22 protein-coding genes are annotated in these 24,954 nt (G+C 65.2%); 9 read left to right on the top strand and 13 right to left on the bottom strand.

Annotation, left to right across the window (positions count from 1 at the left end):
• Positions 1 to 26: 26 nt before the first annotated feature.
• The 3 genes from bzdO to GO608_RS09600 form a co-directional block, all read right to left on the bottom strand.
• On the bottom strand, positions 27 to 1,340 hold the full coding sequence (bzdO, locus tag GO608_RS09610) for a benzoyl-CoA reductase, bzd-type, subunit O (RefSeq protein WP_247002981.1): 1,314 nt from the start codon (positions 1,338 to 1,340) through the stop codon (positions 27 to 29).
• Positions 1,341 to 1,359: 19 nt separating this feature from the next.
• Complete coding sequence (gene bzdN / locus GO608_RS09605) at positions 1,360 to 2,499, bottom strand: benzoyl-CoA reductase, bzd-type, subunit N (RefSeq protein WP_169198871.1); 1,140 nt, start codon at positions 2,497 to 2,499, stop codon at positions 1,360 to 1,362.
• Positions 2,500 to 2,922: 423 nt separating this feature from the next.
• The gene (locus tag GO608_RS09600; RefSeq protein ID WP_169198870.1) at positions 2,923 to 3,822 is read right to left on the bottom strand and encodes a helix-turn-helix transcriptional regulator; all 900 of its coding nucleotides are present in this window, start codon (positions 3,820 to 3,822) and stop codon (positions 2,923 to 2,925) included.
• Positions 3,823 to 4,030: 208 nt separating this feature from the next.
• Here GO608_RS09600 and GO608_RS09595 point away from each other — a divergent pair, with 208 nt between their 5' ends.
• Positions 4,031 to 4,300: a hypothetical protein gene (locus GO608_RS09595; protein ID WP_053422104.1), complete on the top strand. Its 270-nt coding sequence runs from the start codon at positions 4,031 to 4,033 to the stop codon at positions 4,298 to 4,300.
• On the top strand, positions 4,301 to 5,011 hold the full coding sequence (locus GO608_RS19575; RefSeq protein WP_343316841.1) for an esterase/lipase family protein: 711 nt from the start codon (positions 4,301 to 4,303) through the stop codon (positions 5,009 to 5,011). It begins immediately after the preceding gene.
• Between the two features lie 10 nt (positions 5,012 to 5,021).
• On the opposite strand, the gene GO608_RS09580 is transcribed toward GO608_RS19575, so the two are convergent.
• The 6 genes from GO608_RS09580 to GO608_RS09555 all read right to left on the bottom strand — a co-directional run bounded on the left by GO608_RS09580 (position 5,022) and on the right by GO608_RS09555 (position 13,666).
• Positions 5,022 to 6,296, bottom strand: a complete 1,275-nt coding sequence (locus GO608_RS09580; protein WP_247002979.1) for an osmoprotectant NAGGN system M42 family peptidase — start codon at positions 6,294 to 6,296, stop codon at positions 5,022 to 5,024.
• A 15-nt stretch (positions 6,297 to 6,311) separates the two neighbouring features.
• A complete protein-coding gene (gene ngg / locus GO608_RS09575; RefSeq protein ID WP_169198868.1) occupies positions 6,312 to 8,042 on the bottom strand; it encodes an N-acetylglutaminylglutamine synthetase in 1,731 nt (576 codons plus the stop codon).
• A gap of 9 nt (positions 8,043 to 8,051) precedes the next feature.
• On the bottom strand, positions 8,052 to 9,824 hold the full coding sequence (locus GO608_RS09570) for an N-acetylglutaminylglutamine amidotransferase (RefSeq protein WP_169198867.1): 1,773 nt from the start codon (positions 9,822 to 9,824) through the stop codon (positions 8,052 to 8,054).
• A 309-nt stretch (positions 9,825 to 10,133) separates the two neighbouring features.
• Positions 10,134 to 10,274 (bottom strand): hypothetical protein, encoded by a 141-nt coding sequence (locus GO608_RS09565; RefSeq protein ID WP_169198866.1) that lies wholly within the window; start codon positions 10,272 to 10,274, stop codon positions 10,134 to 10,136.
• A gap of 130 nt (positions 10,275 to 10,404) precedes the next feature.
• Positions 10,405 to 10,821 carry a VOC family protein gene (locus GO608_RS09560; RefSeq protein WP_169198865.1) on the bottom strand — a complete coding sequence of 139 codons (417 nt, stop codon included), beginning with the start codon at positions 10,819 to 10,821 and terminating at the stop codon, positions 10,405 to 10,407.
• A 247-nt stretch (positions 10,822 to 11,068) separates the two neighbouring features.
• On the bottom strand, positions 11,069 to 13,666 hold the full coding sequence (locus GO608_RS09555) for a bifunctional aconitate hydratase 2/2-methylisocitrate dehydratase (protein ID WP_169198864.1): 2,598 nt from the start codon (positions 13,664 to 13,666) through the stop codon (positions 11,069 to 11,071).
• A gap of 334 nt (positions 13,667 to 14,000) precedes the next feature.
• On the opposite strand from GO608_RS09555, the gene acnA reads away from it, so the two are divergent.
• The 4 genes from acnA to GO608_RS09535 all read left to right on the top strand — a co-directional run bounded on the left by acnA (position 14,001) and on the right by GO608_RS09535 (position 19,372).
• Positions 14,001 to 16,718: an aconitate hydratase AcnA gene (gene acnA, locus GO608_RS09550; protein ID WP_211159422.1), complete on the top strand. Its 2,718-nt coding sequence runs from the start codon at positions 14,001 to 14,003 to the stop codon at positions 16,716 to 16,718.
• A 9-nt stretch (positions 16,719 to 16,727) separates the two neighbouring features.
• A complete protein-coding gene (locus GO608_RS09545) occupies positions 16,728 to 17,123 on the top strand; it encodes a YchJ family protein (protein WP_169198863.1) in 396 nt (131 codons plus the stop codon).
• Between the two features lie 109 nt (positions 17,124 to 17,232).
• Positions 17,233 to 17,616: a DUF6394 family protein gene (locus tag GO608_RS09540; RefSeq protein ID WP_169198862.1), complete on the top strand. Its 384-nt coding sequence runs from the start codon at positions 17,233 to 17,235 to the stop codon at positions 17,614 to 17,616.
• A gap of 16 nt (positions 17,617 to 17,632) precedes the next feature.
• Positions 17,633 to 19,372 (top strand): potassium channel family protein, encoded by a 1,740-nt coding sequence (locus GO608_RS09535; protein ID WP_169198861.1) that lies wholly within the window; start codon positions 17,633 to 17,635, stop codon positions 19,370 to 19,372.
• A 6-nt stretch (positions 19,373 to 19,378) separates the two neighbouring features.
• Here the strand turns inward: GO608_RS09535 and GO608_RS09530 are convergent, their stop codons facing one another.
• Positions 19,379 to 19,600, bottom strand: coding sequence for an RNA-binding S4 domain-containing protein (locus GO608_RS09530; RefSeq protein WP_169198860.1), 222 nt, complete (start codon positions 19,598 to 19,600; stop codon positions 19,379 to 19,381).
• A 107-nt stretch (positions 19,601 to 19,707) separates the two neighbouring features.
• On the opposite strand from GO608_RS09530, the gene GO608_RS09525 reads away from it, so the two are divergent.
• The gene (locus GO608_RS09525) at positions 19,708 to 20,583 is read left to right on the top strand and encodes an ATP adenylyltransferase family protein (protein ID WP_169198859.1); all 876 of its coding nucleotides are present in this window, start codon (positions 19,708 to 19,710) and stop codon (positions 20,581 to 20,583) included.
• 58 nt (positions 20,584 to 20,641) lie between these two features.
• On the opposite strand, the gene GO608_RS09520 is transcribed toward GO608_RS09525, so the two are convergent.
• From GO608_RS09520 to trmB, 3 genes are all read right to left on the bottom strand, one after another.
• Entirely contained in the window at positions 20,642 to 20,974 is a 333-nt protein-coding gene (locus GO608_RS09520; protein WP_169198858.1) for a YkgJ family cysteine cluster protein, read from the bottom strand.
• Positions 20,975 to 21,035: 61 nt separating this feature from the next.
• A complete protein-coding gene (locus GO608_RS09515; protein ID WP_169198857.1) occupies positions 21,036 to 21,764 on the bottom strand; it encodes a UPF0149 family protein in 729 nt (242 codons plus the stop codon).
• 13 nt (positions 21,765 to 21,777) lie between these two features.
• Positions 21,778 to 22,491, bottom strand: coding sequence for a tRNA (guanine(46)-N(7))-methyltransferase TrmB (gene trmB, locus GO608_RS09510; protein WP_169198856.1), 714 nt, complete (start codon positions 22,489 to 22,491; stop codon positions 21,778 to 21,780).
• Positions 22,492 to 22,900: 409 nt separating this feature from the next.
• Here trmB and rpmE point away from each other — a divergent pair, with 409 nt between their 5' ends.
• Entirely contained in the window at positions 22,901 to 23,119 is a 219-nt protein-coding gene (rpmE, locus tag GO608_RS09505) for a 50S ribosomal protein L31 (protein WP_169117254.1), read from the top strand.
• 196 nt (positions 23,120 to 23,315) lie between these two features.
• On the top strand, positions 23,316 to 24,953 hold the full coding sequence (locus GO608_RS09500) for an ArnT family glycosyltransferase (protein ID WP_169198855.1): 1,638 nt from the start codon (positions 23,316 to 23,318) through the stop codon (positions 24,951 to 24,953).
• Position 24,954 lies beyond the last annotated feature (1 nt).

Genomic DNA, 24,954 nt, shown 5'->3' with positions numbered 1-24,954 from the left:
TGTCCTCCTTGAGTTCTCAGTTCTGATCAAGCAGCTTGCCGACGCATGCCGAGCTGTTCCATGAACGCATCGACACGGGCCTGGGTGCGGACTTCGTCGAACTCACGCTCGTCGCCCATGTTCCCTTCGAACGTCATCACCGGGACGCCGGCCTGAGCGATCGCGAGGCGGTTTTCCATGATGCCGATCGACAGGCCTTCGCAGCCGCGGTTCAGGTGCAGCATCACGCCATCGACACCCCATTCCTTGATGATGCGCAGCATCATTTCGCTCTTGATGCGCGGATCGTAGAAGTGCTGCCACTGGGGCTTCGACAGGTTCCAGTCGGCATACAGACGCACCGCCGTCGCGCGATCGTTCATCTCGATGCCCTTCTCCCACGGCAGCGTGCGACCACCCCACGAACCGTCCGGCTTGTCTTCCCAGATGCCTTCGAGCGCGAAGGTGTAGAGCGAACCGATCGACACCGCACCGTAGGTCTCGAGGTAGCGGAAGATCTTCAGGAACGACCAGGGCGGCTGCGTATCCGTCATCAAACGCACGGACTCGTTCGGCACGGCGGCGATGCCGCGAGCAACGCGATCCTTCACTTCCTCGTACAGCTCGTCCATGAAGTCGGCGCACCACTGCGACGACTTCTGCAGCGTGCAGAGCACGTACAGCGAGTACATCGTCTTCTCGTCGAGCGGCGCGGGCTTGACCTTGTTCAGCGCGCAGATGTCGGCCCAACGGCTGGTCGAACGCATCTCGTTCTTGACCGCCTTGATGAACAGCTCGTCATCGAACTTGCGCCCGCTCGCCTTCTCGACGAACTCGATGCCGTCGTGCAGCTGGTTCGCGACGTAGTCGAGGCGCGCATCGGTCATGTCGCGATACGGGCCGACGCCGACGTCGAGGTAGAACTCGGGAACCTTCTCTTCCTTCGCGACGTGCTGGTACCACTTCGAGTGCGAGCAGCAGATCTGCGTCTGGAAGACGAAGTCCGGCTTCGGGAACTCGCCGCCGAACGCGTACTTGTTCAGATGCATGCCGCCCCAGTAGATCCGCATGTACGAGCACAGGTCGCGGGCAAAGCCGTAGGCTTCCGCTGCGTCCATACACTCCTTCGCGAACTTGCGGTCATGCGCGACAGCTGCCGCATACGGCTCGCCGGTCAGCGAATACACGTCCTCGCCGAGGCCGGCCGGGATCGCGTCGAGCGCCCATGCCGAGCCGGACCAGCGGATGCCGCCCTTTTCCTTCGCCCGCGCGTAGTTCTGGTAGTACTGCTCGCGCAGCTGCTTGGCCTTGCCCCACAGCTTGAGCGGCTCGGTCGGATACTTGTTTGCCATTGCGTTCATCGTTCTCTCCGCAGTCAGTTCAGAACAGCTCTTCTTCGCTCAACGTCTCGAGGAATGCCTCGATACGGATACGGAAGGGGCCGATCGGGTTCGTGATGTCGAATTCCAGGAACAGCGTCGGGATGCCGTTGGCTTCGAGGTGACGCTTCAGGTCCGGGTAGTCGCCCTCGTGCGGATCGCAGAACTTCTGCTGCAGGAAGATCGCACCCTGAACGTCGTAGTCCTTGGCCAGGCCGAGCACGTGGTCGTAACGGGTATGAACCGGGTAATCCTTCGTCGGACAGGCCGGACGATCGCAGTAACGATCGGCAATCGCCTTGATGACATCGGTTTCCGGCTTCGACTCGTTCCAGAAGTAACGGGTACCGGAGCACTGGTCGTCGATGACGATCGTCGCGCCGACCGATTCCACCATCGCCATGAACGCGATGTCGTCGTTTTCCGACCCGATGGTCATGAAACGGGCACCAGTCTTGCGCTCGACCTGGCGCTTCGGCAGCGCGGCGAGAACCTTCTTCAGCTGCTCGTTGTGCTCGCGCTTGTCGATGAACTGCGCGGTCAGCGATGCATAGACAGCTTCGACACCGGTGACTTTCGGATTCGCATCCTTGCGGTAGTCGAACAGTTCGCGCAGCAGGCGGCGGTTCTCGTCGACCACGGCGAGCGACTCGCGCAGCATGTCGTCGGTGATTTCCTTGCCGATCAGCGTCTGCAGGAACACGCGGAACGACTGCAGCTCTTCGTAATGAGCCTTCTTCGCATGTTGCGACTGGACTTCGTTCGGCATCGGCACGTAGTAGTCCCACTTCACCGTCGGGACATGCTGGCGCCACGAACCGAAGGTCTGGCGATACTGGATGCACGACTGGGTCAGCGTGACGCCTTCAGCGTAATCGAAGCGGCCGAGCAGGCCTTGGGCGAGCGAGTCGCGGCAGAACGGGCAGAACATGCCGAAGATGTGCGGCTCGGTCACGTTTTGCGGTTCATGGGCACCGAGCACGCGCACCGGCAGCATGCCGGCGGCAATCAGCAATTCCTCGGCAGTGTAGGTACACATCGTTGCCACCACTTGCCCACCGGTCCGTGCCTTCCAGTCCCGTGCATAATCGTGGCGCTTCTCGTACCAAGTCTTGAACTGGTCGAACAAACCATCGCTCATCGAACTATCTCCTCTGATTTATCCGCGACGCCTGTACCGACCCCGCGGCTGCTGCATTATTTTTCCGGCCCTGCATGATTGCGCATAGTACGCACTCCAGTGCAGCCGCTGTTGACATAGATCAAATGCGGCACAGGAAAACTGCACTCCCGTGCATTTTTCGTCGGCATTTTCTCCGGACATGCAATTTTGTGCATTGCAGCAAGATAAATCGGACCAAGCGGAGCGTGAAAACGCCTCTGGAGAGCCCGGAGTCCTCTTGGAAACGGCACGCAGGGATGAAGCGTTGAGGGAGATTGCTGGGCTCGCCGGGGCCCCCGCGAAGGCGGGAGGGGGAAAATTTCGGCGGCGCGAGGAGCGGCGGGGAAAAGAGGCCGCCGGAGAATGGCAGCGGCACGGCCGGTGACGCCGACCGTGGGCAGTTCAGGCCGAAACGACGACTTCACGCAGCGCAGCCAGGCTCTGCTCAACAGTCATGCCCGATGTTTCGACGATCGCGTCGGCCTTGCTGTACATCGCGATACGGCCGGCAATGATGCGGCGCAAGTCGTCCATCGCCTCCTGACTGTCCTTCATCGGGCGATAATCGCCCTGTGCGACGACGCGCTCCATGTGCTCTTCGGGCGAAGCCTTGAGCCACACCGTGTAGCACGACGACAGCAGGAATTCGAACGTTGCCGGCTCGGAGACGATGCTTCCGCCCGGAACGAGCACGAAGCGCTCGTTGTTCTCTATGATCGACTCGAGGCTGCGGCGCTCGTAGCGCCGGTAGGCGCCCTGCCCGTAGAGCGAAAAGATTTCCGAAAGCTCGGCCCCTGCTTCCTGTTCGATGGTCTTCGCCAGCTCGAAGAATGGCACTTCGAGATTTTTCGCCAGCAGGGAACCTAGCGTCGTCTTGCCGGCGCCGCGCAGTCCGATCAGCGCAATCCGCTCACGCCGCCCGGCCTTGCCGGACGATTCAAGTTCGTTTTCCAGCAGGCCGCGCGCCCAGTTCAGCTTTTTCGGTGAAAACCGGCTCAGGTATTGCACCAGCAGCGTCAGCTCGGCCGGTTGCTCGGGCTCTTCGCGCACCAGGTCGACGAGCGGCAGACCCATGCCCAACGCGATCTGTCGCAGCAGGATGATCGAGATGTTGCCGTGCCCGGTTTCCAGTTGAGCGAGGTAGCGTTCCGACACCCCCGACTGTTGCGCCAGCGCTTTGCGCGTCATTCCGCGCCGGGCACGCAGTTCGCGTATACGCTCGCCAAGCATCAGCAGATAGCCGTTTTCTTCGACCGTCAAATCGGGCCGCTTCAGTCTTTCGCCACTGTTTTCGCTGTGCATGAGCGTTCACCGTTGGAAGGATGATTCATATCGATGCATTATAGTGCACGGTTTTCGCATCTTTGCAACCGCTTATGGCAATTGCGCGAAAATGGGTATTGTGCGGACCGATACGTGCCTTCAAGATTTCTTGCGGTACATCAACGCTTTTCGGCGATTGGACTCGCAGAGTTAGATGTGCTCCGAACGTCAACAAAAAGGCGCAACAATGAAAAGACATACCGACAACGAGACACGCATCACGAATCTTCGCTATCACACGCAGGGGCCGGATGATCTTTACATACCGATTCCGTTCCTGTTCGTCACCAGCCGCATGCGCGACGAGATTGCCGCCGAGCGGCAGCTGATCATCGATCTCGCCCAGTCGGCAACGAAAGTCCGCCAGCTCGAACTTCTCTCGCGCTACGACCCGTGCGTCAGCGCCGATGCCTTCAATTCGGTCCTCCATATGTTCGAGGTCGATCGGCAGGATTGACTGGCAGGCCTGCAATACTCCCGCGGTACGCGATTCACCCTGTCTCCAACTGAAAAGCCACCGCGCCCGCAGCGCGGCGAAACCGTCATCCTGGTCCATGGGTTATGGATGCACGGGATCGTCTTTCATTTTCTGCGGCAAGCGCTCATGCGCTGCGGTTTTCGGGTGGAGACCTTTTCCTATCCGTCAGTGCGTCGCGGTCTTGCGGCGAACACCGATCTGCTCGCGCACTTCGTCGCCGCCCGGGAGGCCGAAACAGTGCACCTCGTCGGGCACAGCCTGGGGGGATTGCTGATATTGAACCTGCTGTCACGGCCTGCCCTGCCGCACAGGGGCCGTGCCGTGTTGATGGGAACGCCATGTCGCGGATCGCATTGTGCGACCATGCTGGCAGGGATTCCCGGATGCGCGCGGATCGTCGGACACTCCATGCAGGACTGGCGGGGAATCCCGCGGCCGCTCGCCGCCGGGGTGGAGATCGGCGTCATTGCGGGTGATCGCGGCGTCGGCACGGGACCGCTGCTGTTCGGCCTGCCGAAACCCAATGACGGCATCGTCGCGGTCGCCGAGACGCAGCTTGCCGGTGCGACCGACTCCCTCACGCTGCACGTCGCCCATTCCGAAATGCTGTTCTCGAAAGCCTGCGCGCGCCAGGTCGCAGCTTTCCTCGCGACGGGACGCTTCCTGCACGAAGGCGACGAGCGCCCGTAGCAGGGGCGAATCAAGTTTTCGGATCGCCTCCGGGTTCGCGTTGCGGTGTCTCACAATCCCGCGCCTCGCCGCCGCTGTCCACGCTGGCGTCCTGCCGGCCGCCCTCGAGAAATTCGCCCGGCACCGGCAGCGGCGTCGACGGCACGACCATGTCCTCGGGCCGCAGCTGCTCGGTGAAGCCGGCCAACGAACTCATCGTGCACCGGTCGCGCCGCGTCACCGGTTCGCTCGTCATGTAGGCGACCACGAGCCGCGTCAACGCGACCAGCGCGTCGCGGTGGGTGCGTTCCTGCGCGTGCGACGCATCACCGCCGAAGCCGATCAGCGCCGTACGGATATCGTTGCCTGCCTCGACCGCTGCGGCCGAATCCGAGCGGTAGAAGCGGAACACGTCACGCCGGTGCGGGATGTCATGCTCGCGCGCGAGCGCGATCAGCTTGTGCGTGAGGTGGTAGTCGAACGGCCCCGACATGTCCTGCACGCAGATCGTCGCGGCATGCTCCGACGTATTCTGGCCTGGGGCGGCGATCGAGATGTCGAGGCTGACCATCTCCGCGATCTCGCCGTGCAGCGCCGCGGACGCGCCCGAGCCGACTTCCTCGGTGATCGTGAACAACGGGTGGACGTCCACCGCAAGGGGCAGGCGATGGTCGCGGACCGCCTTGCATGCAGCGAGCAGAGCCGCCACGGCGGCCTTGTCGTCGAGGTAGCGCGAGTTGATGTAGCCGCCGGGCAGGACTTCGGTCTGCGGATCGAACGCGATCCAGTCGCCGACGTGCAGGCCGGCCTGTTCGAGCTCCAACGCCGTCGTTGCCGGCACGTCGACCCGCACTTCGACGTGGTCCCAGCCGACCGGCTGGGTGTCGATCTCGCTGCCGAAGGCGTGCCCCGAAGTTTTCAGCGGCAGACAGGTGCCGCGCAGCTGGCAGTGGTCGGTGAACACTGTTAGGCGCGAGCCCTCGGCAAATCGCGCCGACCAGTGACCGATCGGCGCGATCCCCAGCCGCCCGTTCGGCTTGATCTCCCGAACCATCGCGCCCAGCGTGTCGAGGTGCGTGACGACCGCGCGCGCCGGCTGCGCCTCGCGGCCGCCCAGGGTCGCGCGAATCGCGCCGCGCCGCGTGAGCTCGTACTCAATCCCGAGCGCCTCGAGCCGGGCGGCGGTATAGCGCACGACTGCATCGGTCAGTCCGACCGGGCTCGGGATCGCGAGGAGCTGCAGCATCGTCTCCTCGAGGTAGTCGTAGTCGATCTCCGGCAATGCATTGGCGAGCGGAATCATCATCCCTCCTTTCGTGATTCAGGCGGCCCGGGTGCGCGGGAACAGCAGGTCGATGAAGCGCTCCGCGGTCGGCTGCGGCTCGTGGTTGGCCAGGCCCGGGCGCTCGTTCGCCTCGATGATCACGTAATCGCCGCGGTCGACCGCCGGCACCAGGAAATCCAGCCCGGTGACCGGGATGTCGAGCGCCCGCGCCGCCGCTTCGGCCGCGTCGCGCAGCGCCGGATGAAGCTCATCCGTGACATCGTGGATCGTCCCGCCGGTGTGAAGGTTCGCGGTATTTCGCACCCTGACCTGCACGTCTTGGGCGAGCACGTCCTCGAGACCATGTCCCTGCATGCGCAGGCAGCGCTCGGTCTCCTCGTCGACGGGGATGCTCGACTCGCCGCCGGTAGCGGCCTGGCGCCGGCGGCTCTGCTTCTCGATGAGCTCCAGCACCGTCGAACGCCCGTCACCGACGACAACCGGCGGACGGCGCACCGCCGCAGCGACGACGCGAAAGTCGATGACGACGATGCGCAGATCCTCGCCCTCGCAATACTGCTCGAGAATCACGCGGTCGCAAAAATGATGAGCGCGCTCGATCGCAGCCGCGACCTCGTCGGGCGAGCGCAGATCCACGCTGATGCCTTTGCCCTGTTCGCCTTCGACGGGCTTGACGACGACCACGCCGTGCTCGGCGAGGAAGCGCTCGTTGGCCTCGGCATCCGTCGCGTCCGCCTGCGCCGGGACGTGCAGCCCCGCTTCGCGCAGCAGCTTCAGCGTCACCCGTTTGTCTTGGCAGCGGCTCATCGCGATCGCGCTGGTCAGCTCCGACAGCGACTCGCGACAGACGATGCTGCGCCCGCCCAGCGTGAGGCGGAAATAGCCGTTTTCCGCGTCGAGCACTTCGACGAGGATGCCGCGCCGGCGCGCCTCGGTCACGATCAGGCGGGCGTAAGGATTGAGGTCCTGCGCGCCGTTTTCCGGGCCGGTGAAGAGCGGTTCGTTGATCGCGTTGCGCCGCTTCACGGCGAACGCTGCGATGCGCTGGAACCCGAGCTTTTCGTACAGCGCGATCGCCTGGCTGTTGTCATGCATCACCGACACGTCGAGGCTTATCCGCCCGCGCGCCTGGTAATGCTCGGCGAGGTAGCGCACGAGCGACTCGCCGACGCCGGGATGGGCGGCTTGCGGGGCGACGGCGAGCGCCCACAGGCTCGCGCCGTGTTGCGCGTCGGCGAACGCCTCGACATGGTCGAGTCCCATCGCGACGCCGATGATCTCGCCGCTCGTGCGGTCTTCGGCCATCGCGTAGGTAATCGCCCTGCTCGCGCGCTCGCGCCACACGCGCTGCGTATCGACCGGCACCATGCCACGGCTGCGGTACAGCACGTTGATCGCGGCGACATCGGCGCGCGTGCGCAGGCGTCGCAACGTGAAGCCCCGCCTCGTCTGGCGGGCGCTGCGATAACCGCCGAGCGACAGCCGAAAAGCTTCGGAAGGATCGACGAAGAGCTGCTGCGGCGCTGCCGCGACCACGACGTGCGGCTTCTCGACGTAGAACGCGATGTCGCGCTGGCCGGGTCGCTCCTGCAGCAGTTCCGTCGCGAGCAGCGCCGGTTCGCGCCACGTCTGGCCGGGCAGCAGTCGTCCCCAGCCGCACTCGATCACGACGTTGTCGGGCATCGCCTGGGCCTCGGGCTGGCCGGCAGGCAGGTGCAGCGGCGGGTTTCCGGTGCGCAGCGACCGGGCAAGCTGTTTGCGGATCATCGCGTCACCTCAGCGGACATGGGTCTGCAGCCACCATTCGAGCAGCCCGAGCTGCCAGAGCTTGGAGCCGCGCAGCGGGGTGATGTGCGCGCCGGGATCGGCGAGCAGCATGTCGACGTATTCCCGGCGGAACAGGCCGCGCTCCCGCGCGGCGCGATTCGTCAGCGCGTCGCGCACCCGCTCGAGCACCGGGCCTTGCAGGTATTTCAGCCCCGGCACCGGAAAATAGCCTTTCGGCCGGTCGATGACCGCGGAAGGAATGATCTGGCGCGCCGCCTCCTTAAGCACGCCCTTGCCACCGTGCGCGAGCTTGTGGCGCGCAGGAATGCGTGCCGCCAGCTCGACGAGTTCATGGTCGAGGAAAGGCACACGGGCTTCCAGGCCGAACGCCATCGTCATGTTATCGACGCGTTTTACCGGGTCATCGACGAGCATCACGGTGGTGTCGAGACGCAGCGCCTTGTCGACCGGGTCGATTGCACCGGGCAGGTCGAAGTGGGCGGCGACGAACGCAGCGCTGCAGTCGTCGGCACGATGTGCCGCGGCAACCGTGCGGGAATACTCGTCGTAGTCGCGGTCCCGAAATGCCGCGAGGTAATCGGCAACCGGGTCGACGCTGCCAGCGAGCTTCGGGTACCAGTGGTAGCCGCCGAACACCTCGTCCGCCCCCTGCCCGCTCTGCACGACTTTCGAATGGCGCGACACCGCCTCCGACAGCAGGAAAAACCCGATGCAGTCATGACTCACCATCGGCTCGCTCATCGCCGCGACCGCTTCCGGCAGCCGCGCGAGAAGTTGCGCCTCGGGCACGAAAATGCGTTCGTGGATCGTGCCGAAACGCTCGGCGACGATGTCGGCATATTCGAACTCGTTGCCCTTTTCCCCGCCGACGTCCTCGAAGCCGACGTTGTAAGTTCTCAGGCCCTGCACGCCAGCCTGTGCCATCAGTCCGACGATCAGGCTCGAGTCGACGCCGCCCGACAGCAGCGCGCCGACCGGTACGTCCGCGACCAGGCGCCGGCCGACCGCACTGCGCAAGCCTTCGAGCAGGATTTCCGTCCATTCCTCGAAGCTGCGCGCCGCGTCGTTCGGGTCGTGCGAATAGGCCAGCGACCAGTAGCTGTGTTCGCTGCGGCGCCCGTCCGTGTCGACCGTCATCAGCGTCGCGGGCGGCAGCTTGCGCACGCCGGCGAGAATCGTGTGTGGAGCCGGCACGACCGCATGGAACGAGAGGTAGTGGTTCAACGCGACGGCATCGACCGTGGTATCGACGCCGCCGGCGGCAACGAGCGCCGGCAGGCTCGACGCGAAGCGCAGCAGGCCGGGCTGTTCGTTGTAATACAGCGGCTTGATGCCGAGCCGGTCGCGGCCGAGCACGACGCGGCCGCTGTCCCGCTCCCAGATCGCGAAAGCGAACATGCCGTTGAGCCGCTGCACGAAATCCTGCCCCCACGCGTGGTAGGCCTTCAGCAGGACTTCGGTGTCGCCCGTCGAGTAGAACCGGTAACCGAGGGTCTCGAGCTCGCGGCGCAGCGCGCCGTGGTTATAGATCGCTCCATTGAAGACGATCCCCAGGCCGAGCGCCGGATCGAACATCGGCTGCTGCGCCGATTCGGACAGGTCGATGATCTTCAGCCGGCGGTGGCCGAAGCCGAGCGCGCCCTGCACGAACACCCCGCCGCTGTCGGGGCCGCGCACGCGCTGTCGCGCATTCATCCGCTCCAGCGCCGCCACGTCAGGCGACTGTCCATCGAATCTGATTTCACCTGCAATACCGCACATGTTTTGTCCCCTCCTTCGTCCGCGTGAATCGGCGCTCATCGTCCAGGTGCCGGGACGCGCCCCATCGGAGGCACGGCACCGGATCACGCGGTCCATTCAGTCCGGGTCTTCGCAACACACGGCCGAAACCTCGTGTCGGGAAGCAAGGATCGGAATCTCCGGCAGCACACCGGATCTCGATTGTGACGAAGCGCCGGCTCGGACGTTGCCGCGCTCCGGCGCGAAAGTGGAAGCCATTATAGCAAATTGCTTTTGCACAAATATTTTATGCGACAGCGATCAATGCAGGGCTTGCAGGTTTTCGCCCCGTCAGGCCGAAGGCCGGCGTGTCGCCAGCAGGCTGACGATTACGCTCGATCCGATCAGCACGGCGACGATCGTCAACGATGCGGCAACCGGGACGTGATACCAGGGGGCAATGAGCATCTTCACGTCGATGAAGGTCAGCACGATCGACGGGTTCGCCGATCGTGACGTCGTTGCTCATTGAATGCTCATGTGGCGAAGCCGCGAAGCGCTCGCTATCTACAGAAGATGTCCAACTCTGGCGCAGTACATTGCCCCGCGCCTCACGGGTGTCTCACTGGTTCTTCTCGCAGTTGATCATCCACGGCACGCCGAAGCGATCGAGGCACATGCCGAAGCGCGCTGCCCAGAACGTTTGCGCCAGCGGCATCTGCACCGTACCGCCTTCGGCCAGCGCTCTGAAGATGCGTTCGGCCTCGGCAATGGAGTCCACGTTCAGCGATACCGCACAGCCGTGGATGCCTTCGTACGGGTGCTCGGGAGTCGTGTCCGAGCCCATCAGCACCTGGTCGCCGACCGCCAGGCGCGCATGCATGATCCGATCACGCTGCTCCGGCGTCAGCACCTCGTCGCACTGAGGCGCTTCGCCGAAACGGGCCAACGCCGTCACGGTGCCGCCAAGACAATCGGCATAGAAGCGGAAAGCGGCCTCGCACTGGCCATCGAACGTCAGGTAGGGGTTGAGTAGCATCGCGTGCTCCTTTTGCAAGTCGGAGTTTCACTGTCGGGTGCGGACTCGGCGCCGGATACCTCGGTCGCCTGGTTTTCATCGTAGTACAACAGCGGAGCCACGCATTCGACCGGGCTGGCCGTTCCGGGGGTGGAACGAGCGTGCACGGTGCGTCAAACCAAACAGAACGCCCCTGCCCGGTTTCCCGGACAGGGGCGTCGTGGTGAAGCGACTGATCAGGCGAACCCGATCGGCCCGGCTTCCTGCATCAGACCGTGACGGTGTCGGCCACGCTCTTGAACTCCTCGATCTGATCGAAGTTCATGTAGCGATAGACGTCCTTCGCCTTCGCGTTGACCACTTCCACCTGCGACATGTACTCCGCGACTGTCGGAATCTTTCCCAACAGCGCGCACACTGCGGCAAGTTCGGCCGAACCGAGATAGACGCGCGTGTCGATGCCCAGCCGGTTCGGGAAGTTGCGCGTCGAAGTCGACATCGCCGTCGAGCCCTTGCGGATCTGCGCCTGGTTGCCCATGCACAGCGAGCAGCCCGGCATCTCCATGCGTGCGCCGGACTTGCCGAGCACGCCGTAGTAGCCTTCCTCGTTGAGGATCATCGCGTCCATCTTCGTCGGCGGGGCGATCCACAGGCGGGTCGGGATGTCCGACTTGCCTTCGAGCACCTTGCCCGCGGCGCGGAAGTGGCCGATGTTCGTCATGCACGAGCCGATGAACACTTCGTCGATCTTGTCGCCGGCGACTTCGGAGAGCAGCTTCACGTCGTCCGGGTCGTTCGGGCACGCGACGATCGGCTCGGCCACGTCGGCCAGATCGATCTCGATCACGGCGGCGTATTCGGCATCGGCGTCGGCCTTCAGCAGCTTCGGATCGGCGATCCACGCTTCCATCGCCTTGATGCGGCGGCCCAGGGTGCGGGCGTCCTGGTAGCCGTTGGCGATCATCCACTTCATCAGCGTGATGTTCGAGCGCATGTACTCGATGATCGGCTCTTTATCCAGGTGCACCGAGCAGGCGGCGGCCGAACGTTCGGCGGCAGCGTCGGACAGCTCGAACGCCTGTTCCACCTTCAGGTCGGGCAGGCCTTCGATTTCCAGCACGCGGCCGGAGAAGATGTTCTTCTTGCCCTTCTTCTCGACCGTCAGCAGGCCCTGCTTGATCGCGTAGTAGGGAATCGCATTGACCAGGTCACGCAGCGTCACGCCCGGCTGCAGCTTGCCCTTGAAGCGCACCAGCACCGATTCCGGCATGTCGAGCGGCATCACGCCGGTCGCCGCCGCGAACGCCACGAGGCCGGAACCGGCCGGGAAGGAGATGCCGATCGGGAAGCGGGTGTGGCTGTCGCCGCCTGTTCCGACGGTGTCGGGCAGCAGCAGGCGGTTCAGCCACGAGTGGATCACGCCGTCGCCCGGACGCAGCGCGACGCCGCCGCGCGTCGAGATGAAGGACGGCAGTTCGCGGTGCATGCGGACATCGACCAGCTTCGGATAGGCGGCGGTGTGGCAGAACGACTGCATCACCAGGTCGGCGGAGAAGCCGAGGCAGGCCAGATCCTTCAGCTCGTCACGAGTCATCGGACCGGTGGTGTCTTGCGAGCCGACGGTGGTCATCTTCGGTTCGCAGTAGGTGCCCGGACGCACGCCCTGGCCTTCCGGGAAACCGCAGGCGCGGCCGACCATCTTCTGCGCCAGCGAGAAGCCCTTGCCGGAGTCCGCCGGGGCCTGCGGCAGGCGGAACAGCGTGCTCACGGGCAGGCCCAGCGCTTCGCGCGCCTTGGCCGTGAGACCGCGGCCGATGATCAGCGGAATGCGGCCGCCGGCGCGCACTTCGTCGAGGATCACGAGGGTCTTGAGCTGCGATTCGGACACCACGGCGCCGTTCTTGAGCGCGGTGACCTTGCCGGTGGTCGCGTCGACTTTCAGCTCGATCTCGTCGCCCATGTCGAGCTGGCCGCAGTCGAGCTCGATCGGCAGCGCGCCGGCGTCTTCCATCGTGTTGAAGAAGATCGGGGCGATCTTCGAGCCCAGGCACACGCCGCCGAAACGCTTGTTCGGCACGAACGGGATGTCCTCACCGGTGAACCACAGCACCGAGTTGGTTGCCGACTTGCGCGAGGAACCGGTGCCGACGACATCGCCGACGTAGGCGACCAGGTTGCCCTTCGCGCGCAGCTCTTCGAGGAACTTCACCGGGCCGCGCACGCCCGATTCTTCCGGCGTGATGCCCGGACGCGGGTTCTTCAGCATCGCCAGCGCGTGCAGCGGGATGTCGGGGCGCGACCAGGCGTCCGGCGCGGGCGACAGGTCGTCGGTGTTGGTTTCGCCGGTGACCTTGAACACTGTGAGCTTCTGCGACGCCGGCACTTCCGGACGGCTCGTGAACCACTCGGCGTCGGCCCACGACTGCATCACGGCTTTCGCGTTCGCGTTGCCGGCGACGGCCAGGTCCTTGACGTCGTGGAAGTAATCGAACATCAGCAGGGTCTTCTTCAACCCTTCGGCCGCGACCGCGCCGACTTCGGCGTCGCCGAGCAGGTCGATCATCGGCTTGATGTTGAAGCCGCCGAGCATCGTGCCGAGCAGTTCGGTGGCCTTCGTGCGGGACACCAGCGCACACGTCTCCTCACCCTTCGTGACTTCGGCGAGGAATTCCGCCTTGACCTTCGCGGCATCGTCGACGCCCGCCGGCACGCGGTAGGTCAGGAGTTCGACGAGGAACTCTTCCTCGCCCTTCGGGGGATTCTTCAGCAACGCGACCAGCTCCTCGGTCTGCTGCTTCGACAGCGGCAGCGGCGGGATTCCGAGGGCGGCACGTTCGGCGACATGGGCACGGTAGGCTTCAAGCACGGGCGATTCCTTCCAATATCGTGGCGGTGGCAGGGCGTCCGGGTGCGTACCCGAACGGGACTCTGTGATTATATGTCTTTTATAAGACCTGGTGTGCGATGCAGCATCCGGGTCATCCCGTTGCCGCGCCGGGATTCTACTCTTCCCGCTCCGGTTGCGGGCCGGCTGGCGCCCCCTCATCACGCCGTCATTGCTTTGGGCAGCGCTTTCGACTAAACAGGGCAAGGAGCACGACGGGAACGAGCGCCGCCAGCAAGGGCTCCAATGGTGGCTGTGCAACCGGCGGCGGCACCTCGCGCCCTTCGACGAAGTCCCATTCATCGGGAGACGAACCATGCTCCATACTCTGTTCGACACGCTCCAGACCTTCTCCACCCCCACCGGGCGCAGCGGCCGCTATTATTCATTGCCGGCCCTGGAAACCGCCGGCGTCGCGACGATCTCGCGCCTGCCGGTGTCGATCCGCATCGTGCTGGAAGCCGTGTTGCGCCATTGCGACGGCAGGAAAGTCACCGAAGAACACGTGCGCCAGCTCGCCGGCTGGACAGCGAACGCGCCGCGCACCGCCGAGATTCCGTTCGTCGTCGCCCGCGTCGTGCTGCAGGACTTCACCGGCGTGCCGCTGCTGTGCGATCTCGCCGCGATGCGCAACGTCGCAGCCGACATGGGCAAAGACCCGAAGCTGATCGAACCGCTGGTGCCGGTGGATCTGGTCGTCGACCATTCCGTGCAGGTCGACCACTACGGCTCACCGCTCGCGCTACGGCAGAACATGGAACTCGAATTCCAGCGCAACCGCGAGCGCTACCAGTTCATGAAATGGGGGATGCAGGCATTCGACACGTTCCGCGTCGTGCCGCCGGGCATCGGCATCGTCCACCAGGTCAATCTCGAATATCTGTTCCGCGGCGTGCGCGGGCACGACACCGGGGATGGCATGCTGTATTACCCGGACACGCTCGTAGGCACCGACTCGCACACGACGATGATCAACGGCGTCGGCGTCGTCGGTTGGGGTGTCGGCGGGATCGAAGCCGAAGCCGGCATGCTGGGCCAGCCGGTCTACCTGCTGACGCCGGACGTCGTCGGCGTCGAACTGAAGGGGCGACTGAACGAAGGCGTCACGGCGACCGACCTCGTGCTGACCGTCACCGAACTGCTGCGCCGGCACAAGGTCGTCGGCAAGTTCGTCGAGTTCTTCGGCGAAGGCACTGCCAGCCTGACCGTCACCGACCGGGCGACGATCGCCAACATGGCTCCCGAGTACGGCGCGACGATGGGCTTCTTCCCGGTCGATGACAAGACCGTCGCGTACATGCGCGGCACCGGCCGCAGCGACATTGAGTGCGAACTGTTCGAAGCCTATTTCCGGGCGCAGCAGCTGTTCGGCGTGCCGCAGGCGGGCGAGATCGACTATTCGGAGACGGTCACGCTCGACCTCGCGTCGATCGTCCCGTCGCTCGCCGGGCCGAAGCGGCCGCAGGACCGCATCCCGCTGTCCGACATGGAAGAGATGTTCGACCGGCTGTTCTCCCGGCCGGCAAGCGAAAACGGCTTCGGCCAGCCGGAAGCTGCCCTCGGCACGCGTTTTCCGACGAAGCTGCCAGACGTCGACCTCGGCCATGGGGACATCCTGATCGCGGCGATCACGTCCTGCACGAACACCAGCAACCCGGCGGTGCTGATCGCCGCCGGCCTGCTGGCGAAGAAAGCGGTCGCGAAAGGGCTGCGCGTGAAACCCCACGTCAAGACGTCGCTCGCGCCGGGCTCGCGCGTCGTCACCGACTACCTGCAGAAGGCCGGGCTCCTCGAACCGCTCGCCGAGCTCGGCTTCGCGCTGGCCGGCTACGGCTGCACGACCTGCATCGGCAACTCGGGTGACCTCGCGCCGGAACTCAACGATGCAATCAACGAGCACGACGTCATCGCCGCCGCGGTGCTGTCGGGCAACCGCAACTTCGAAGCGCGCATTCATCCGAACATCCGCGCCAACTTTCTCGCGTCGCCGCCGCTCGTGGTCGCGTTCGCGATCGCGGGGCGGGCCAACGTCGATCTCATCGAGAACCCGCTGGGCACCGGATCGGACGGCCACCATGTGTACCTGAAGGACATCTGGCCGACTTCCGACGAGATCGCCGCGGTGATGCCTTTTGCGATGGACCCGGCGACGTTCACGCGCCTGTATTCCGACTTCACGAAAGACCACGACCTGTGGAACGAGATCTCGGCGCCGGCGGGGCAGGTGTACGCATGGCCGGAATCGACCTACATCGCGCGTCCGCCGTTCTTCGAAGGTTTCTTGCCGCAACCGGGTGCTGTCGCCGACATCAAGGGCGCGCGCGTGCTGCTGATGCTCGGCGACTCGGTCACGACCGACCACATCTCGCCGGCCGGCTCGTTCAGGGAGACGACTCCGGCGGGGCAGTGGCTGATCGCCAAAGGCGTCGCGAAGCAGGATTTCAACTCCTACGGCTCACGACGCGGCAATCACGACGTGATGGTGCGAGGCACTTTTGCCAACGTTCGGATCAGGAACATGATGCTGCCGCCGAAACAGGACGGCTCGCGCGTCGAAGGGGGCTATACGCTTCTCGACGACCGGCAGACGACGGTGTTCGACGCCGCGACCGCATACATGGCGACCGGCACGCCGACTGTGATCTTCGCCGGCGAGGAGTACGGCACCGGCTCGAGCCGCGACTGGGCCGCGAAAGGCACGCAGCTGCTCGGCGTCAGGGCCGTCATCGCCAGAAGTTTCGAGCGGATTCATCGCTCGAACCTCGTCGGCATGGGCGTGCTGCCGCTCCAGTTCAAGGGCCAGGACTCGTGGGAGAGCCTCGGTTTCGTCGGCGACGAGACGTTCGACGTCCTCGGCATCGATGCGACGCTCCAACCCCAGCAGGATCTGTCGCTGGTCGCGCACCGGCGCAATGGCGAGAGGATCGAGGTGCCGGTATTGTGCCGCATCGACACGCCGGTCGAGGTCGATTACTACCGTCATGGCGGCATCCTGCCGTACGTGCTGCGGGAGATTCTCGGGCGCGTGCAATAGAATTCGCCGATGCGACGAACCGCCGCCCCGCCCTGCCCCTGCCAGTCGGGCAGATCGTTCGACGACTGCTGCGCTCCGCTCATCGCCGGCCAGCTGCTGCCCGACACCGCGGAGGCGCTGATGCGCAGCCGCTACACGGCGTTCACGCTGGGCGACGAGGCGTATCTCCTCGCCAGCTGGCATCCGTCGAGCCGGCCGGCAGCCATCGATTTCACGGCGGAGCCGGCGCGAAAATGGATCGGGCTGCAAATCCGCCAACACGTCCAGACCGGTGCAGATACCGCCGTCGTCGAGTTCGTCGCGCGATACCGCGTCGGCGGCCGCGCTCATCGCCTGCACGAGACGAGCCGATTCGTGCGCACCGAGGGCCGCTGGCAGTATGTGGAGGGCGATATTCAGGAGTGAAGCCGTCACGCGGCGCTCCCCGGCCCCTATAATTGCCCGGAAATATCCCGTTTGACTTAATTCCGATGACAACCGACGAGCCGCAGGGCGATCCGGCAACGAGAAAAACATGAACCTCGAAAAAGTCATCTTCGGCTTCTTCATCGTGCTCGCCGCCACCCTCAACTTCGGTTTCTTCGTCGGCGACATCGACGATCCTTCGCATCACGACATCTACGAGCTTTTCGCAGCGATCGTCGTGAGCCTGGTCGCGACCGTCCTCAAGTTCGGCGACCGTACCCAGATCGGCGCGGTCCACCTGGCGACGAGCCTGGTGGCGGACCTGCAGCTCACCGCGGCCGCAATGGTATGGGGCTATGCCGCGCATGTCTCCGCAGGTGGAGTGACGCCGGAGATGGTCGCCCGGGTGGTTTCACTGTCGGGCGGAGCGCTGTTCGCGAACGTCGTGTCGGTGGCGATCCTGATCGCCGAAACGATCATGCAGCGCCGCTAGGCGGCGAGGCGCGCCGATGACGCCTCTGCTGCGCCATCACAGCATCATTCTGCTGATCATGCGCCGCCTGCGGGCGCCGCTGATCCTGCTCATCAGCATCCTTGCGATCTCGGTGCTCGGGCTGACGCTCGCGCCGGGCGTGGACGACGAAGGCAGGCTCCACTACCTGAGCTTCTTCCACGCGCTCTATTTCATGAGCTACACGGCGACGACGATCGGCTTCGGCGAGATTCCGTACGCATTTTCAGACCAGCAGCGCCTGTGGGTGACGCTGTGCATCTACCTGTCGGTGATCGGCTGGGCGTACAGCATCGGCACCGTCTTTGCGCTGCTCGCCGATCGCAGCCTGCAGCTCGCGATCCGCACGCATCGCTTCCTGCGCGCAGTCAAGCGCCTGCGCGAGCCGTTCTACATCGTGTGCGGATATGGCGAGACCGGACGGCTGATCTGCAGCGCGCTCGACCAGCTCGGCTATCGCGCTGTCGTCGTCGAATGCGACGAAGTCAAGGCCGGGGAAATCGACCTGCACAGCTACCGGGCCGACGTGCCGACGATGTGCGCCGATGCGCGCAACCCCGAGCTGCTGCAGTTCGCCGGCCTCACCCATCCATATTGCATCGGCGTGATCGCATTGACGAACGACGACAGCGCGAACCTCGCGATCGCGATCGCCGCCCGCCTGCTCGCGCCGAAGATCCCGGCGCTGTGCCGCGCCGAGACGCCGGAGACCGCTGCCAACATGGCCTCGTTCGGCACACGTCACATCATTAACCCGTTCGAGAAGTTCGCCGAATACCTGTCGCTCGCGTTGCACGCGCCGGCCGCGTGGCATTTGCTGACCTGGCTGACGGGACTGCCGGGGACGACCGTCGAGCGCGAGCGGGATCCGCCGTCGGGCAACTGGATCGTATGCGGCCACGGGCGCTTCGGCCGGGTGCTGGTGCAGGCAATGGAACAGGAATCGGCGGTATCGATCACGATCATCGACCGCGAGTCGTCCGACAACCCTCACCACCGCTGGGTGCAGGGGGATGGCACCGGCGCCCCGGCGCTCGAGCAGGCGGGCGTGCGCGAAGCTGCCGGCATCATCGCCGGCACCGGCAACGACGTCGACAACCTGTCGATCGCGGTCACCGCGCGCGAACTGAATCCCGAGCTGTTCGTGATCCTGCGCCAGAACCACTATGCCAACCGCTCACTGTTCGAGGCCTACGATTCCGACGTCGACGTCGTGCCCAGTGAAATCATTGCGCACGAATGCCTGGCGATCCTGACGACGCCGCTGCTCGTGCCCTTCCTGAACGAGGTCAAGCGCCGCGACGAACCCTGGTGCGCGGCGCTGCTCGACCGGCTGACCGGACGGTTCGGCTGGCAGGTGCCCCGCGTCTGGAGCGAACGCATCAGCTTCATGCAGGCACCGGCGCTCCACCGCAAGCTGATGCATGGCGCGACGATCACGCTGCGGGAAATCCTGCGCGCCCCTTCGAACCGCAACGATGAACTCGCGTGCGAGGTGTTGTACCTGCACCGCGACGACGACGATCACCTTTTGCTGCCCGATCCCGACACCGAAATCCGCGCTGGCGACGAACTGTTGCTGGTCGGCCGGCAGGAGGCGAGGCGTGAATTCGACCTGACGCTATCGAACGAACACGCCCTCACCTATGTGCTGACCGGACGGGATCTGCCGGGAGGATGGCTGTGGGAGAAATTCTCGCGCGCTCCGGTGGCAAGTCCGGCCGCGCACGAACGCTGAGGGGGTTCAGCCCTGCGCAGCGACGAGGACGACCGTCTCGTTGCCGAAAGCGATCGTCTGGCCTGGGCGCAGCTTGGCCCGCTTGCGCGATTCGACCCGCCCGTCGACGAGGACCCGCTGGCCTTCGACCGCGGCATGCGCTTCGCCGCCGGTTCCGGTGAGGCCGGTTGCTTTCAGCAGCTGGTCGAGCTGGATGTATTCGCCGCGCACGGCAAAGGAAATTGTCATTGCATACTCCCGCACCGCCCTCTCGAGCTGCGCGAATCAATTGATCGATCGGAAGCCGCGAGCCTACACTGCCAGCTCACCGTCTGCCGCTTCCGCGAACGAGAAACATGCCGCTGCCGCTCCTGCCGAGAATCGACCGCACGTACGTCCACGCGAACAAATCGGGGGCGCTGCAGCCGATCCGCACCGAGCGCGCATTGATCCGCGACGAAGACTTCGACTTCACCGTTCGCTGGGTATCTTCGCTCGCGCTGAAGGATGCCGGCCGGGTCAGCGCAGCGTTGCGCCGCGACCCGGACCATAATCCTTTCCTGCCACCCGAAGAGGACCTGAACGTCGGGCCGGTCGGCAAACACCATCTCGCGGTGCTGAACAAATATCCGGTGATCGAGCGCCATCTGCTCATCGTCACGCGCACGTTCGAATCCCAGACGATGCCGCTCAGCCTTGCGGATTTCGTCGCCCTCGCGCGCGTCACCACCGAGCTCGGCGGGCTCGGTTTCTACAATGGCGGCGCCGAAGCCGGCGCGAGCCAGCGCCACAAGCATCTGCAGTGGGTTCCCGCCACCACTCCGGCCAGCTCGAACTTCAACCGGATCACGGCCCGCCTGCCCGCAGTCGGGCCTGGTGAGGCCATATTCGACGCGAAGCTGCCGTGGCGGCATCGTTTCATGCGTCTTCGGCCTGCGCCGCCGGGCAGCGATTCCGCGGCCCTCAACGGAGCAGCCCTGCACCAGGCTTTCCAGGCCGCCTGTGCCGCCCTCGGCATCGCTGCGGACCGCGACCCGATGCCGCCCTACAACATGCTGACCGGCAGCGGCTGGCTCGTCGTGGTTCCGCGCAGCCGCGAGCAGCATCAAGGCATTTCGGTGAACGCGCTGGGTTTCGCGGGATCGCTGTTCGTGCGCCGCCCCGAACAGATCGACGTCGTGCGCCGCATCGGCCCGCTGCACCTGCTGGCGTCGGTCGGTTTTCCCGCGTGATCGAAACCGGAAACACCCGGAGCCGACACCGGCGGACGTGCCGGCGTGCCGAGCCGCTTCAGGATTGCAGCGGCGGCAGGCCGTGCCGGGCACGCGCCCGGCCGCACCCATCTTCGCCGATCCCGAGCGCCGCATAGGGCGCAAAGTCGCGGCACGGCGAAGGCCGGCTCGAATAGATCGTGCACTGGGCGCGCACGCCGATCTCGCCCGCCAAGGCCACGCAGCGCGGCTCTTCGTCGGTGCCCCGCATGCGCACGAGCGCGCCGGTCACCGGCACGGTCATGCCGTCGGGCACGCCGCCGGCCGTCGCACTCGCCAGCTCGGAACGATGAAAATCCACCCGAAAAGCCGCGCAACACGCGCCGCAGCGGGTGCAGTGGTCGTCGCTCATCGGCTTGCCGTACCGCGCGCCCTGCCTTCGATGACAAAAGCCCGACAGGCCGAACTGGCCGTCATCGCGGGGCGCCGCAGCATTTCTTGTATTTCTTGCCGCTGCCGCACGGACAAGCCTCGTTGCGCCCCGCACTTGCCGGTGCCGGTGCAGCCGGTTCATCGACCGACAGCAGCTCGACCGGTGCGAGCCCGAGCTTTCGCCACTGCCCGATGATCTGCCCGACGCTGGTGACAGCGAGTTCGAGCCATTGCAACCGGGTGGCATCGTCAGCCGCGCTGGCCGCCGCTTCGTCGGCCCAGGGCGCCATCATGGTATCGATCGCATCCCGCACGGCCTGCGCCGCGTCCTCGGGCACGCTCCGGTCCCAATCGTCCGACCACAGCTCGAGCCCCTGGGCGAAGCCTTCGATCCATTCCTCGCCGATACGCAGCGAATCGCCGTCGCTTGCCGCGTAGCAAAAAGGCTCCCACCCTTCGGGCTCGCCGATCGTGGTCGCCAGCTCGTTGTAATAGCGCCGCACCAGTCCGATCGCTCGCTGCATCTGGCTTCCCGAACCGAACGACGCGTCCTCGCCGTGTGCGGACCACACCTCGGGCAGCCACCGTTCGGGGGCGATCCGCCGCGGCGACGCCAGCACCGCGACGAGATATCCGTCGAGCATCTCCAGGTCCATGCAGTCTTCGGGCACCGCGTCGGACGTGAGCAGTTCTTCGAGGGCTTCGAACTGCGCGTCGTCGAGCAGATGCGAGTTCGGCGTTTCGTCCTGGGGCGCTGCTTCGATATTCATCGTTTCTTCTCCGTCAAGGCACGCAGGGTGCGCCTTCGGGCAACGGCGCGCAAGCCGCAGGGCCGAGGTCGCAGACGACGCGATACAGTTGCTGGCCGGAGTCCCGATATTTGCGCTCGAAAGGCGTCAGCGGCATCGGCGCCTCGAATTCCTCCGGGATGATTTCGCGGCCGGTCACGCGCCGCAGCGCACACGCGAACTCCTCGATATAGACATGCCAGTTGCTGCGGCACTCCAGCACGCCGCCGAGCCGCGGGATGAACGGGAACACCGGATGGGCGTGCCAGCGCCGCGCCAGATGCCCGATCTTCGGCCACGGGTTCGGATACAGGATGTAGTGGCGGGCAAGCGTCAGGCCGGCATCGCAACACAGTCTCCAGTAGTCGACGAGATCGGCGCGCACGAACACCATGTTCGTCGGCAACAGCGCCTGCGGGTAGGGCTTGCGCCGGCTCAGGCGGTCCTCGGACTGGTCGACACCGATCACCCAGTGGTCGGGAAAGCTGCGCGCCAGCTGGATCGTGCTGTGCCCGACGCCGCACCCGGCATCCAGGATAAGCGGCGCCGTTCCGTCCCACCGTTCCAGGCTCGCGGCGAAAGCCGCCCGATTGTAGTCGGCGTAAGGCTTGCGGAACGGCTCGGCGAGATGGCGCTCGACGCGACGCAACAGCTGCTCGTGGATGCCGGACTGGGCGCTCGCGGGAATGCGGGAATTGGCGTAGCTCATCGACTCGGGACTCCGGCGGCAAGCGCCGGACCGACTCTCCCGCGACACGTCACGAGAGAGTCGATTTCAGCCCGATGGCGCATCGAAGGGATCTCCTGGAAAAGGTTGCCCGCGCGAGGATGATTCCTGGACAGCCGGTTCGGCCACTGTCCGGTGCCGGGCGCATGTTGGGGGACGCCTTTATCGGCGCGAAAACGAGCCGCACACGAAGCTCCGGCAAGAAAGCTGCGTATTGTAGGGGCAATCGCGCGCCAGCGCAGGCGAGTGGGAGCGGCACAGGCGTAGCCGCTCGGTTGCCCGCAGTCGTGCGCCGATCCTTGCTTTTGCTCCTTTCATCCCCGATAATTCTATGTTTCCATCAGCTCTCAGGGCGGCCACAGTCACCGCCCGCTCGTACAAGGGAATCATCATGAAAGCGGACATCCATCCCAAATACGCCGCAGTCCAGGTGACCTGCTCCTGCGGCAACACCTTCGAGACGCGCTCGACGCTCGGTAAGCCGGCGCTGCACGTCGAAGTGTGCGCGGCCTGCCATCCGTTCTACACGGGCAAGCAGAAGATCGTCGACACCGCTGGCCGTGTCGAACGTTTCCGCCAGAAATACGGCAGCGTCCAGCGCCTCGGCTGATTCGTGGCCAAAGTCTAGAAAAGGCAGCTTCGGCTGCCTTTTTTATTCAACCGCTGCCGCGCCGTCGGCCCCCGTCGCTCGCCACAGCGCGCCCGACCGTTTGCCGGCTAGAATTCCGCCCTGACGACGACGGTGCGTCGCGAACGTGTCCGTGGTGGTCCCCGCACCTGAAAGTGCTGCCCGACACCCGTCCCGAATGACTCGCACCCCCAACTCTCCCCTGCCGAAGCAGCACCTTTACGGAGCAGCCGGGCTGGCCGTGCTCGTCGCGCTGTATCTTCTTGTCGGCCTGACCGGCCACGTCCCGTGGCGCGGCGACGACGCCCGGCATTTCGGCCCGATCTTCGAGATGCTGCAGGGCAACGGCGTTCTGTTCCCGCTGATCGCCGGCGAACCGTCCACAAGTTTCCCGCCGCTGTATTACTGGACCGGTTCAGTGTTTGCGCTGCTGTTCGGCTGGCTGTTGCCGCCGCACGATGCGGCTCGCCTCGCCACTACGCTATACACGGCGCTCGCGATCTTCTGGATCGCCCGCGCTTCCGCGCGGCTGTACGGCAAGCACACGCGCACTCCGGCCGCGCTGCTGACGCTGGGCACGCTGGGACTGGTGCTCCACGCGCACGAAACCCAGCCGATGATCGCCGTGATGTCGTTCGTCGCGATGACCCTTGCCGGCCTGTCGCTGATCCCGACGCGGCCCGCACTCGGCAGCCTGCAGGCCGCTGCCGGTTCGGTGCTCGCATTTCTCGCCGGCGGCCTCCCCGGCGTGATGCTGACGCTGCCGCTGTTTCTCGTCGTCGTCATTGCATGCCCGGAATGCCGCAACCCGCGCGCCAGCGGCGGACTGATTCTCGGCCTGAGCCTTGCCGTGGGAGCCGGCGCGCTGTGGCCGCTGGTTCTTCACTATCAGGCTCCCGAACTGCTCGCGCTGTGGTGGCGCAGGGAATGGCTCGAGTTCGGCGCGGACCCGCTGCGGCCCGACGAGTTTTCACGCCTCGTCGAACTGTTCGGCTGGTTCGCCTGGCCGTTGTGGCCGATCACGCTGTGGTCGTTATGGCGGGCACGCCGCCAGCTGATGCGGATTTCCTGGCTCCTGCCGATCGCGTCAGCGCTGCTTGCCGGCAGCTGGATCATCGCCAACGGCAGCCTCGCGCAGGCAACGATGCTCCCGCTGATCCCCCCGCTCGCATTGCTCGCGGCGGCTGGCATTCCCACGTTGCGCCGCGGCGCAGCGAATGCTTTCGACTGGTTTGCGGTGATGACCTTCGTCGTCTTCGCGCTGCTGGTCTGGATCGCATGGACGGCCCAGGCCGTCTCCTGGCCCCCCGGGCTTGCGCGCCACGTCGCAAGAGTCGCCCCGGGCTTCGAACTCAAAGGGAGCGTGTCGCAGGCGCTGGCCGGGATCGGCATCTGCGTGACTTGGGTCGTGCTGATGTGGCGCCTGCCGCGCTCCTTCAATCGCGGCCCGGCAAGCTGGGCGATGGGCATGACGACGTTGTGGTGCCTCGCGGTCGTGCTGCTGATGCCGTGGTTCGACTACGACCGTAGCTACCGGCCGGTTGCGACATCGCTCGGGATCGCGCTGGCCGGGGAAAGGAGCGACTGCGTCGCGATGCTCGGACTGTCGCCAAGCCAGCGCGCATCGTTCCATTATTTCGCCGGCGTGCGGCCCGAGAGGGTTTCCGGCAATGAAACGGCCTGCAGTTTTTTGCTGGTATATGATAGCCGCAGCCCCACCGCGCTCCGGCCCGCCCAGGAATGGCAGCAGATCTGGGAGTATCGTCGGGGCGGTGGCAAACAACTCGAAATATTCCGTCTTTATCGCCGTGACTAAA

This window comes from Aromatoleum buckelii (assembly GCF_012910785.2).
GTDB classification, from domain to species: domain Bacteria; phylum Pseudomonadota; class Gammaproteobacteria; order Burkholderiales; family Rhodocyclaceae; genus Aromatoleum; species Aromatoleum buckelii.
The sequence above is the reverse complement of the archived record's forward strand: the minus strand, read 5'-3'. Positions and strand labels throughout refer to the sequence as shown.